We start from the raw sequence: 11,657 nt of genomic DNA on the forward strand, positions 1-11,657 counted from the left end.
TCGCCAGCTTGCTGGTGCAACTAATCAATTACGCGCCGGCGGCGTTTGCAGCGATCGTTTAATGCGCTGCGGGATGACCGACTGAACGGCGTTGCGACTCGACGGAGATTCAGCTTGCGGGCGATCAGGCTTCCGGCGTTCTCGATAGCGGGCAGCTTCGGCGCAAGTGCTGCGACCTGGGTGCTGCTGCAGCAGTTTGCTGTGCGCGGACTCGTCGCTATCAAGTTTCTTTTGATCGGCCGGATGCTGGGGCCGGCGGCGATCGGCAGCGTGAGCGTGGCGCTGCTCGCGGTGGCGATCGCGGAAGCGCTGTCCGACACCGGTCTCGCGCAAGCGGTCATTCAAGGCGAGCATGCGCCGACACGCACGCAGCTGGGCGCGGTCTGGACCACGCTGACCTCGCGCGGCGTGCTCATTTCGCTGCTGTTGGTCGCGCTGGCGCCGGTGCTGGGCAGCCAGTTCCATCTCGACGGTTCGCTGGTGCTGATCCAGCTCGCCGCGCTGTTGCCGCTGCTGCGTGGGCTGGCGTCGCCTACCTATTACGTGGTGCAGCGCGAGCGGCGCTTCCAGCATATCGCCGGCGTGGAAGTCGCGGCGGCCTTCGTCGATTGTTCGGTCGGACTCGCGCTCGCGTTTTTCGGCGCCGGCGCGGTGTCGGTGCTGATCGGGCTCGTGGCCGGTGAAAGCCTGAAGAGCGTGCTGACCTGGACGACCATGAACCCGCGTCCGCCGATCCGCCCGGTGTGGTCGGGCATTGGTCATTACATCGGCTTTAGCCGGTGGATCTGGGCTAGCAGCGTGATCAACCTGTTGCTGAACCAGTTCGACAAGGTGGTGGTCGGCAAGCTGCTCGGCCCCACCCAACTGGGCAGCTATCAGATGTCGTCGCGGCTTGCGCAGATGTTGCTCGCCGACGCCGCGATCGCGATGTCGCAATATCTGTTCCCCACCTTTGCCGCGCATCATCGCAGAAGTCCGCAGGCGGCCGCGCGGATCATCAAGATCTATCTGCTGCTGGTCGGGATCGGACTGGCCGCCTTCGTCGAGGCGCTGAGACTGATCGCCGAGCCGCTGTTCTCGTTCGTCCTCGGACCGGCATGGTTGCCCGCCGTGCCGTTGTTCCGGATTCTGGTGATCAATATGGCGATCGGCGCGCTGATCGCGGTACTGGTCGCTTATCTGCGCGCCGTAGGCGATGCGAAGGCGACCGTGCATGCGTCGGCGATTCAGGTCGTCGTGCTGCTCGTCAGTGCGCCGCTCGGGGTGCACTGGTGGGGCGTGACGGGCATCGCGTGGTCGATGACGCTTGGCCTCGGCTGCGCCGCGGCGTGGATGCTGTTCAGGACGCTGACTGCAAGGACGCAATAATGCGGGTTTTACATCTGGTCCTTGCCCCACGGTTGTCGGGCGCGGAGGTTCTCGCGAGGGATCTCGCGCTCGATCAACGCGCGGAAGGCATGCCGGTCTGCGTCGCGTCGCTGCTGCCCGCGCATGCGGACTTCATGCCGGTGCAGCAGGAGCTGGAAAGCCATGGCGTGCAGTGCTGGTTTCCGCAGCGGCGCCACCGCGCGGCTCTCAAGCTGTGGAATCTGTTTGTCGCGGTGCGGCGCTTTCGTCCGACCGTGATCTTCGCGCATGCCACCATTCCGTCGTTTTACGCGCGTGCGTTGCCGCTGCGCGTGCCGGTCGTGTACGTGATGCATTCGGCCACCAACGATTTCGAGCGGCCCCTGTTCCGGCGCGTCGAACACATCCTGTCGGGCCGCGCGAGAGTGGTGATAAGCGTGTCGCAGCAAGGCGTGACGGACTATGTGCAGGCGATCGGCCCGCATCCTTCGATGACCGTGGTGCCCAACGGCGTCGACCTCGCGCGGTTCACGTTCACCGAGGGCACGGGGCGCAACGGCGCCGCTCCGCAGGTCGCGCAGATTGGCCGCTACGCAGCGGTGAAGAATCAACTGCTGACGGTGCGCGCTTTCGGCGAAGTGCTCAAGCAAGTGAGCGATGCGCGTCTCGTGCTGTATGGCGTGGTGGAAGATCCCGACTATCAGCGCGCGGTCATCGCGCTCGCGAAAGAATTGGGCATCGCGGAGCGCGTCGAGGTGGCCGGCCCGCGTTCCGATGTGGCGACGGTGCTGTCGGAGTCGAATGTATTCGTCATGCCGTCGCAGTCCGAGGCGCACAGCGTGGCTTTTCTCGAGGCGCTGGCCTCGGGTGTGCCGATCGTGGCGAGCAAGATCCCCGCATTTGCGTTTGCGAACGGTTTTCCAGGCGTTCAGCTAGTCGATACCGACAACGTGCAGAGCTATGCCGATGCGGTTGTCGTCGCGCTCGGTCAGGCGCGCGCGCAACGCTCGCTGGCGGGCTTGACGCTCACGGATACCGCCGCCCGTTACCGCGCGATCGCGCGCCAGGTGAGTCTTGCGATTGCGGCGCGTTAGCGTCCAGCGCGTGCGCTGGTAGCCGATGGTCGTCGACCGGCTGTCAATGATGGGTCATCAGGTTGCGCGCATCGGACGCCTGTTCGACAGGCGGCGTAACCCGCTGCACTTCGACGGGCGGCGCGACCTGCTGCAGTTCTGACGCCTGCATCGCGAGCGTCACGAGTCGCTGCGCTTCCTTGCTGCTCGCATCGACCTGCAGCGCGTCGCTGGCGTTGCGCGAGACGCACGCCCAATGCGCGACATAGCTGCAGCCGCGCGCCAGGCTCAGTAGCGCGTCGCGCTCCTGTTCGCGCGTGCTCAGCGCCGAGCGCATGTGCTGCGCGTCGCGGTTGTCCGGCTGGACCGCGATGGCCGCGGCGAGACGCGTCCTGGTTGCCGACAGATTGTTCCGTTGCAGATTCGCACGCGCGGCATTCAGATGTCTCGACAGATCCGCGCGCAGTTTATCGGCCGGGTCGGCTGGCACACTGGCGGACGCGCTCATTGCACCGGGCGTTGCCGGCGGCGTGGCGCGACGCCGCGCCGGCAACGCAGCATTGGTTGAGATAGTCGGTGCGGCAGCGGGCAACGTGCCCAACGGTGAACGCAAGGGCGCCGGGCGCAGCGCGAGCTCAGCCGACGGCTGCGGCGTTGCAGCCCTGGCCGGCTTTTGCGAAGCGGCCATGGAGGGCTTTGCTTGCTGCATCTGCACCTTGCCGGATACCGCGATCGGTGTACCGACGCGCACATCGTGGCGATAAATGAAGCCCAGATAGACGGCGGACGTCGCCAGCAGCATGGAAGCGGCCAACGCGATCGGTTGGCGCAGCCGCTGATAAAGGCTCGGCCGGGCCACGCACTCTTCGATCACCTCGTAGCGATTGACCAGTGCGCGCGACGTCGGCCTCCAGCTCCTGCGCACCGGCCATAGGGTGGCGGGCATCGCTTGCGGAGCATCGCATGGCGCGTTCAGCGCCGGTGGTCGGATGGCGTGCGCGCCGAACGTGCCGACCGGGCGCGCATGACATGAAGGACAAGGCGAAAAGCGGCTCGCAAGCGGCACGCCGCAATGGCGGCAGCGTAGGAAATCCGGCTGGTCGGAACGGGTCTCGCTGTGCATGGACGTATCGCTAACGGGCGTCGGGTGCCGGCGCCACAGTCAAAAAGGGACCGGTACGGCAACGACGCTTGCAAGCGGTGGTTACTGCACGACGACGTAACCCCGCGCCTGCATGCACGCGCCATACGCGGCCCAATACCGTGTCATGGGTGGCTCGGGTGCCGGCAGCGGTGGCAGCTTCACGCCGGATGCGGCGTTCGCCTCCAGTGAACCGGCGGCCTGCGGATTCGATGCGCCGAGGTCCGCGCTAGTCGCCGACGCGGCTGTCGTGGCCGTCGTGGCGCTACCCGTCGTGGCCTCGCTCGCCGTTTTCGCCGGCGCAGCGGCCGTCGCCGCGGTCGCCACCGGCGCGCTGGCGCCCGGCGCGGTCGCGGCGGACGGCATGCTCGCGCTCATCGGTGCGGCCGAGAAGGTGCTGGACGGCAATGGCGGTCGCGACGGCACACCGGTTGACGAGCTTTTGCTGGCAGGCGGCGTGCGCGGCGGAATCTGCGGTTCGCGCCGGATGTCGACCTTGGTCTTGTGGCTCGCCTCCGCGAAGCACAACGCGGTATCGACGCCGCGCCGATAGGGGCTTTGACTCTGGATTGGATAGGTGAGCGGCTGCCACGCGAAGGCGGCAGTGCTAAACACCATCAGCGTCAGTACGGTATATGTTCTAAGTTCCATCGCAGTTGCTCCCGCAGCGATGTTTCGCCGTTTCGTTTCGCATTTTTCATTGGCCATTGCACTTCGCGGCGTGGTCAGTTGGTTGTCGATTCTGCCGCTGAGCGGCGGGTCGTTGTCGCGAAGGCTGCTTTGGCGAGCGTAACACCGCGGATGATCACCACACTACATAGGATAGCGCGCGAAAACGCCATCCTGCAGTCCAATCAGGACACATCGGCGTGAAGCGGCGGGAATGTCGCGAAGGCCAGGGGGAATCCCTGGGCGCTGTGGCGAAGAGTCTGGAGGCGATGATGAAGGACCGGCAGTACTGCTATCGAGTGATTTTCGCGGCAGCGTCCGTGCTCGTGCTGGCCACGGCGGTGCCGGTGTCGGCCGTGGCGAGCGAGGACGCCGCGAACGCCAGCGCGCAGACGGCGGGCGAGCGTGCCCAATCAATTCGCGCAGGCATTCTGCCAGGTCTCGCCCGAGCGCATCGGCGCGTACAAGGAGCAGCTCAGAAAGCGGTTATATGAGGCCAGCGACGGTATGCATGAGGTATTTTTCTCGCGTATCGATGACCTTAGATCTACTAAGCGTTTCGCCGTGCGTGTGGAGCGCACTCCGCACTGCGGTCCAGCCAGCGCCCACGGTCTCGTCGGCGTCGCCGCCGCGGGCGGCTTCCACTCCGGTCACAGCGAGCGCGGCACACCGCCTCGGTCTAGTCTTGCGAGCGGGCGCTCGGCAGCGCGACTCCCGGCACCAATTTGCCCAACGAATTGAGCCTGGCTTTCGCATCGGTGTCGGCGGCCACTAGAGACCAATCGCGCAAGGGCTGCGGTGTAGCCAGCAAAGCGCGGTTATAAAGGCGCGCGTTCTTGCACCAGACTTCGGCCGAAACGCCTGTCGGATCGACCACCGCGGCAGCGATATCGCGCGTGCCTTCGGCGTCGCTCTTCAGCATGTCTTTGAGCGTGTTCATGACGGCATGCATAGCTTCGGCACGTTGTTCCTCGGTCACGCGAGCGACGGGAGCTTGCACCGCCGATTGCTTGAGCATCGCGAAAGTGACGCCAAAATAGGAGTCGAAATCCGTATCAGACATCTTTGCCATCGGCATGTAGCGTGAAATCACCAGACCCGAGTCTTTGAGTCCCCCGCAGTCCGGCGGCGCGTTGTCCAGCGCTTTCGACATTAGCTCCAGGAGCTTGCTGCGATCCTCCGGTGACAGCCGCAACACGGCATCAGCGAAGAACTGCGCACGCACTTGCGGGCTAAGAGAAAAGACGCTGGCGTGATTCGGTCCGTTGCCAAGGAGGCGGCTGATATCGGGATCGTCTTTTATGCGTGCGCTCCAGCGTTTGATCTGGGCTGCCCTGGCCGAATCTGGTGCGATCCCCATTCTTTGCAGCATGGCCGCCTGGATCGCCTGCTCCAGCGGCAGCGGCGATGCGATCGACGACGCGGGGAGCCCTGTGGCTGCCGATGATGCGCTGGTTGCCGGTGTTGCCCGATTGACCCGATTGGCCGGATTGAGCGGATTGAGCGGATTGGCGAGCGCTGCCTGTTGTGACGTGTGACCCGGTGACGCGTTACCCGGCTTTATCGCGGATGCTGAGTCGACGGCCATTGGGCCATCGGTCCGACTCGCCGGTTTAACCGTTAGCGCGGGTCCGAAGGTGATGGTCGTGTTTTGCACAACCCGGTGTGCAACGCCATCCACGACGTACGGCGCGCAGCTCCCCTGCGCGACGGAATCACGCGCTGCATTGTCAAGTTCCTGGTTACCGCTGCTTTTGTCGACGATGGCAAGATCGATCCGACCGACGGCGTTGACCACATAAGTGACGTGGACACTGCCGCTTATTCCCAACTGACGTTGCAGCGCGGTGTAAGGCGGTCGTTTGAAGCGGCAAGGCACGCCGCCTGGCGGAGTGAGCGCGTCGGCAAATGTCGAAGTTTCAGGTTGGCCGGACGCGTGCGCTGCGTTGTTTGCAACCGGGGCGCATGCCGCAAGGAAGAAAAATGCGCTCACGCATGCAATCGGAAAACCATTGTTAAATCGAATTAAAGTTTTCATTTTTATTTTTCGTAGCGGGTCGTTACTCATCTTAATCTAACACAGCCCGGTCTGATTCGAGAGCGTCGTTTGTGGTGTACGGCGAAGTGGTGTCATAAGCGCTTACGATGCAGCGGCGCCGCATTGCAATGGTGATGGTTCAGGTCACTGCGCCGCTTTCTCGAATGTCCGTTGCGTGGCAGTCAATGGATGGCTGAGAGCGAGAGGCTCGACCGGTTCTTTCGAGTCCGCATGAGCCAAAACTCGTTTGTCGACACCAGCCAGGAGTGGTCACTCGCAAATGCAGTTCAATTCGTCTGCAGTCCGTAACGACGGTTGAATAAACTTCGCTGCAGCGTTCGATAAAGGACTTCCTGTTACGGCGAGGCGTGTTCAAACGATTCGAGTTCGCTCGAAAACCGTCGATTGCGGGCCTTCTGGAGAGTGTGCTAGCCAGGCATTGGAACTTTGGCTACGCTTCAAGTCTTCTTCGATGTATCCTTTTCCTGTGAATAATAGAAAGCCCTTTTTGATCCTCTGTCGCATCCGACTTGCTTATAAAATCATTGCTGCCATAAATAAGGCCATTGGTTATATCGCGTTTGTGGTTCAATATTCTTGATGGAAACCCGGGTACGTATTTTTCGTCCTTCAGAAATACGGCGACAAAGTCATTCCAGACATCCTTTGCCTGCAGGCTTGTGTAGGATTCCAGCAGCGCAGCGTTGATCGAGTTTCTCTTCGCCCAGGAAACCAGAGCCCTTCCGCTGTCCGGATAAAATCTCCAGCAGTCTACCGGGTGTCGATGGAACCAACCGTTTGATGGGACGTTCAAATAAAAAAGGCCTTTTGGCTTCAAAACTCGCATTATTTCCAGGAAGACGAGCCAGAACATTTCTGAGTGCTCAAAGCAGGAGCTTGACAAGACGATGTCAACTGAGTTGTTTTCAAATGGCAGTTTATATGGGTCTTCCAAAACGATGTCAACGTTCTTGCCTTCAATAAAGTCGACGCCGACGTATTCGAAATCAGACGGAATTGTGCTTCTCAGGTTGCCGTTCACGTCTTGCGAGCCTATCTCAATGACTCTTGCTTTCGGTTGTGACGAAAATGAGCTTGCATACGCCTCAAAAAAACTCTTGCAATTGCTAACTGCTGTCGGGTGCATTTTTGGCTCTCAATCATATGAAATTTATGCATGAAACGACCGGGCAAAAGGCGGTTGATGACTTCGGCTGATGAGCGCCGCTTTTTGCGCCATGGTATTGAGATATGAGCCTGACATGCGCTTTGCCCTCGTGCGGTATCGGTCTGAACGCCGCCTGCTGCGGTTTTTTTACCGGCCGGTATTGGCCCATCTCAACATAGGTGGCAAGGGGTGTTCAGACATTGTTGTGGCGGTATCCGCCACTTACAATCTCGGGGTTCCGCCGCAGTGGGCGGCGAGCTGGTCACGTCATTGTGCCCGTCTGAGCGTCTCGGCCAGGTCTTTCGACTGGCCGCTTGCTAACAGCTGTGCGTTGATCTTTGCGGCCTTGAAGCAGGCGATCACGCTCATGAATAGCTCTGTTGCGGCCACCGAGTATGCGGCACCAACGCTGCCCCAAAAGTAGATCGCCAGCGGCATCTGACAAAGATGGAAAAGCGCCCCAACCACATAGATGCGCTTCAAGACGTTCTGATTACCTGACGCGACGATGCACAACTGCACCACCGCCGCGGCGACGCAGATGATGGCTGGCACCAGGATCATCACCTGCAGGATATGGTATGTCTTCGTGAACCCGTCCCCAAAAAAGCGTGTAACAAACCACTTGCCCAACACCTGAAAGCCGACAAAGAGGAGTGCGCCCGCAATAGTGAAGACTGCCACGATGCGGCGCAAGACCCGACCAACCGCATGGACATCACCGTTCGCATATAACTGGCACATCTTTGGGAAAAAGCTTTGGATCAACGGAACGGATAGCTGGCGAAGCGGCGTCGTCAATTTCTCGGCAGCCACGTAGTATCCGACATCGGCGTTGCCTGCTATCGCTCGCAAGAACACGACGTTCGCGTACATATAAACCGACGTTAGTGCCGAACTTACAAAGATGTGATACGCGTCTTTCATGTCGCGCAAGACGTCGCGTAGCTTGACCGTGCACCCGAACGATACCCGGCGCGTCCGGAATAGCCATGCCGTCAAGACAAGCCCCGCCACTACTGCCGGCGAGAACTGCAATGCGGCCGCAACAGCCACGTCGGCTGCCGTCCTGACAAAAATGAAAAGCGGAATCAACAGTACTCCGCGGACCAGCAACATCGACAGCGCGAGCATCGGCATGCGCTGAATGCCCTGATAAAACCATGTCGGAGTAAGCACGCTTCCCCAGATAATCAGCATGCCGAGCAGCATTGCAACCCGATTCGTCCCACTGTCAGGGCCGAGGAATGCGAGAGCGGCCAGTCCCATGCAGCAGATCATGGCGAGCAGCGACTTTGCGCTCATCGTTGTCCAGTAGATCTTATTCAAGACCTCGGGTTGGTCGGAATGAAGAGCGACCTTGCGAGCACTTGTGAGGTCGAAGCCGAAGTCGACGAAGATCAACAAAATTTGCGCGACAGTTTGGGCATACCCGACTACACCGAACCCCGCCGGTCCGAGAACGCGCGACAAGTACGGCAAAACCACGACGGGCACCGCATAGTTCAGCAATTGAACAGAGTAGAGTGAGGCAATTACCTTTCTCGTCGTCATGGCTTGCTTTGTTAGACCGCCGCACAACCAAGATTCACCAGCACTCTTTCGACCTTGCTGAGCTGTGGCTGGACGAGTGCAGTCTCAGCGCCTTCCAGGCGCATGCTAAGAAAAAGCTCTTGCAAGATAGACCGTGCTTTCCTGGCCATCCTCAGGTGGTTATCGAGCGATAGCGGCTCAGACTTATACCAGGTGTCCGACGAACCAGAGAACAGCCAATGGGAGATATGGGACCGCAGTGACGGCCCAATGCTCGCGGAAAAGAAGTCATCCTCTCTCGGGCTTTCGTTGATGAAAGAATCCAGTGGCGCGACGTAAATCTGGTTGTTTATACTTTCCAGTGCGTGCTTGTCCATCACAAACAAATTCGATCGAACCCAACGGCTAGCCTGCTGACCATAGAGTTCCAAACGCCGCGGTGCTGAGTCGATGAGGCCGACAATCGCATTCGAACCAAGATGCGCTTGCGCTGCGCGGCTGAACTCACGGAGGTAAATCCTGTTGATGGGGTAGTGAGTGCCCACGGTGTCATTAGCGAAGAGGCATGGAAGATCATCGGCATCGGTGCGCCGCAAGTCGTCCAGGCCGAACTGATACGCGCCGAACTCCAGTCCGGTATTGTTGTGCCGTAGTACATACGCTGGCACAGCAAGATCCGCAAAGTGCTGCTTGACCACACGGTCGTCAATCGCCGGATTGTTGACGACCACGCGCAATGTGCGCACGCGTTGTGTATTCATTAACGCCCCCGCAACCTTCGCAATTTTCGCAAGATACTCTGCGTAATAGATGACTATCACGTAATGGACGGGCATCGCGGTTCCATTTCCACTGGACCAGTCGACTTCGTTGCGACTGATTTCGCTTCGCATCCCTTACCTCCATTGCCAAGCTTGCGCAGGCCTCACGAACCTGGGCCGAACATCTCGCGGATTGGGTCTAAGCACAAACGAATAGGGACTTCAGCGGCCACGATTGTTGTCATCGTAAAGATGACTCAGTCGAGCATGTGGCGTCAGCATGATGGACCAATTACATCTAGCGATCGGCAGACGGAGCCTATCCCTTTGGTCATCATGTGCGTGGCTCCAATACGAGCCAGGCGCCTCTTGCTGTTTGCGTATCGGGACATGACTGCAGTTTCAGTACAGTTGATTACTTTCGGTGTGTCCGATTGCCGCCGCACCTGCCGGTCTTCACCGTGCAGGGCACGATGTCTGCCCGACCAATCAGGCCGATCCTGCTTTCCTCTTTGTCGACGCCCGGGACGACCCCTAAAGATATATCTACAGGATGTGCTGGAGAGGCAAGAAGATACCTCCAATCTGTCGGTCAGTGACGCTCTTTTGGCCGATGACCTGCGCGTCAATGCATCTTCTCTTATTAGGATGCTGATTAGTTCGCGACGTGTTGGGATAACACTAGTGATGCATCGGCAGTCTGGACCACAGATTTGGCGAACCCGGTTCTATGCTTTTTCAACCGGGTAGGTCGAAATCGGTCGTCCGTACCGAGAAGCGATCGCCGGTGTATGGACTAACAATTGGGACGATCAGGGACAGCGTAACGCGTAGAGCCTATTCACACCGCAAGCATCGAGCCAACTCTTCGCGTCGATCCCGACGGTTGTCTGCGGAGACCGACATTCGCGCCAGCCTGGTTACTCGGCGCGTGATCGATGAACTCCATCATTAGACGCTCGCGCCGCGATGCGACGGCTGGCCGAAACGGCTCGACAAGAGCGCGACGCGTTCAGCAGCACGCGACCAGGAACAATGGGATGGACTCCTCCTCACCCAACTGGCTCGCAGCGCACGGCGCATGATTGTCGTCGTGTTCGACCGGTCAACGAGGAGGAGTCCATATACGGTCGCTCAATGTGGATGTCCAAATTGGCGGCAATCGGCCGCTGTAGACAAGTTCCTGTCCGTGTTCGTCGGTCTGCTATCCCGCCAAGAGAGATTCCTTTGGCATGCTCAGGCTTCGTGATCTTGCAACTACGCAGACCTCACTCGTTCCGTTGAGCAGATGGCCCTCAAGCGATATGACGTCGCCCTTCAGCTTCAGGCTCGGTTCTATCGTTACAATGCGCCATTCCATCAAGACGGTGTCACCGACGGCAACCGCTTTGCGAAAGTGGAATTCGAATTCGAGCCCAAGTCCGGCGTTGCGTTGAGTCAGAAATGTCGCGACCATACCCATCATAATCGCGGAATACTGCGTACCACTTACGATTAATCCGCCAAATCGGGTCGACCTGGCAAAATCCTCGTCGTGATGCAAAGGACTCATGTCTCCAGCGAGGGTCGCAAATTGCCGTACGGAGTACGCATCGAATGTGACTGCTTTCGATATGGTTTCGCCTACTTTGTAGCTTGAACTCATGGGCTTGGTGTCTCCTGCAAGAGCATAAATTTAGCGCAAAGATACCATGAGATTTACCGTCCGGTCGGTTTATTATTGAGTGAGCCTGTGTTCCCGACGTTGGCATTCATCGGTGCGCCGTCCGTCGCGTTCGCACTGGCACGCGTCATGGACGACCAAGTATGTCACCCGAAAGGCTCTCAACGGCCGCTTTCGGGCAAGGCGATGGTCTGTTGAGGGCCGAAGGACTAAACCGCTCGCGCGGTAGGGGCTACGGTCTGACACCGGAGGTCAGGGAGAGGC

Annotated in this window: 10 protein-coding genes; 3 read left to right on the top strand and 7 right to left on the bottom strand. The window is 59.7% G+C overall.

Annotated elements, in window-relative coordinates:
- Positions 1–114 precede the first annotated feature (114 nt).
- Together BN2475_RS18215 and BN2475_RS18220 are read left to right on the top strand one after the other, a co-directional pair.
- Entirely contained in the window at positions 115–1,368 is a 1,254-nt protein-coding gene (locus tag BN2475_RS18215) for an oligosaccharide flippase family protein (RefSeq protein ID WP_094780893.1), read from the top strand.
- Entirely contained in the window at positions 1,368–2,441 is a 1,074-nt protein-coding gene (locus tag BN2475_RS18220) for a glycosyltransferase (RefSeq protein WP_094780894.1), read from the top strand. Before BN2475_RS18215 ends, BN2475_RS18220 begins: the two co-directional genes overlap by 1 nt.
- A gap of 43 nt (positions 2,442–2,484) precedes the next feature.
- On the opposite strand, the gene BN2475_RS18225 is transcribed toward BN2475_RS18220, so the two are convergent.
- Positions 2,485–3,366, bottom strand: coding sequence for a hypothetical protein (locus tag BN2475_RS18225; RefSeq protein WP_245841373.1), 882 nt, complete (start codon positions 3,364–3,366; stop codon positions 2,485–2,487).
- A gap of 258 nt (positions 3,367–3,624) precedes the next feature.
- Positions 3,625–4,212: a hypothetical protein gene (locus BN2475_RS18230; RefSeq protein ID WP_094780916.1), complete on the bottom strand. Its 588-nt coding sequence runs from the start codon at positions 4,210–4,212 to the stop codon at positions 3,625–3,627.
- A gap of 218 nt (positions 4,213–4,430) precedes the next feature.
- Here BN2475_RS18230 and BN2475_RS34280 point away from each other — a divergent pair, with 218 nt between their 5' ends.
- Positions 4,431–4,724, top strand: a complete 294-nt coding sequence (locus BN2475_RS34280) for a hypothetical protein (RefSeq protein WP_094780896.1) — start codon at positions 4,431–4,433, stop codon at positions 4,722–4,724.
- 185 nt (positions 4,725–4,909) lie between these two features.
- Here the strand turns inward: BN2475_RS34280 and BN2475_RS18240 are convergent, their stop codons facing one another.
- From BN2475_RS18240 to BN2475_RS18260, 5 genes are all read right to left on the bottom strand, one after another.
- A complete protein-coding gene (locus BN2475_RS18240) occupies positions 4,910–6,268 on the bottom strand; it encodes a TonB family protein (protein WP_159444567.1) in 1,359 nt (452 codons plus the stop codon).
- 451 nt (positions 6,269–6,719) lie between these two features.
- Positions 6,720–7,415: a class I SAM-dependent methyltransferase gene (locus tag BN2475_RS18245; protein ID WP_094780898.1), complete on the bottom strand. Its 696-nt coding sequence runs from the start codon at positions 7,413–7,415 to the stop codon at positions 6,720–6,722.
- A 288-nt stretch (positions 7,416–7,703) separates the two neighbouring features.
- Positions 7,704–8,990 (bottom strand): flippase, encoded by a 1,287-nt coding sequence (locus tag BN2475_RS18250; protein ID WP_094780899.1) that lies wholly within the window; start codon positions 8,988–8,990, stop codon positions 7,704–7,706.
- Positions 8,991–9,001: 11 nt separating this feature from the next.
- Complete coding sequence (locus BN2475_RS18255) at positions 9,002–9,862, bottom strand: hypothetical protein (RefSeq protein WP_143325806.1); 861 nt, start codon at positions 9,860–9,862, stop codon at positions 9,002–9,004.
- A 1,072-nt stretch (positions 9,863–10,934) separates the two neighbouring features.
- Entirely contained in the window at positions 10,935–11,375 is a 441-nt protein-coding gene (locus BN2475_RS18260; RefSeq protein ID WP_094780901.1) for a MaoC family dehydratase, read from the bottom strand.
- Between the last annotated feature and the right edge of the window lie 282 nt (positions 11,376–11,657).

The organism is Paraburkholderia ribeironis (genome assembly GCF_900019265.1).
GTDB lineage: Bacteria > Pseudomonadota > Gammaproteobacteria > Burkholderiales > Burkholderiaceae > Paraburkholderia > Paraburkholderia ribeironis.